1 pseudogene is annotated in these 424 nt (G+C 69.6%); it reads left to right on the top strand.

The window, feature by feature from the left end:
- Window positions 1-115 precede the first annotated feature (115 nt).
- Window positions 116-424: pseudogene (locus CBF90_RS16500) on the top strand (hypothetical protein); the annotation flags it as partial.

The raw sequence follows: 424 nt of genomic DNA, 5'->3' as shown, positions 1-424 counted from the left end.
GGCTGAACGGGTTGAGGGAGCGGGTCTGAAGGTTTCTGCGGTTCGGTGATCGCTCGGGGTCCGGGAAATGTCGTAGGTGACTGTCAGAGTCCATGTCGACACGAGTGAGGACCGGATGAGTCAGCAGACGATCAAGCAGCAGGCACGGCGTACGGCGCGGGAGATCGCCGAGAAGCGGCGGCGCGAACGCGAGGAGCGGGAGCGCCGGGTGATCGACTTGGCCGAGCGGGTCATGGTCGCGATCGGTGAGCGCGGCGCGGCGGTGGCCGAGACCGAGAAGCGCGCTGGTGAGGCGCTGCGGGAGTTGACCGAGCGCGAGGGTCTGTCCCTGAGTGAGGCCGTCGAGTGGTGCGGGGAGACCGTGAGCGTCCGGGAGGCCACGCGGCTGCGGCGGCTCGCCAGTGAGCCCCAGGCCGAGGACGGC

Origin of the sequence: Microbacterium sp. AISO3 (assembly GCF_002204305.1) — a bacterium.
GTDB classification, from domain to species: Bacteria; Actinomycetota; Actinomycetes; order Actinomycetales; family Microbacteriaceae; genus Microbacterium; species Microbacterium arborescens.
The sequence above is the reverse complement of the archived record's forward strand: the minus strand, read 5'-3'. Positions and strand labels throughout refer to the sequence as shown.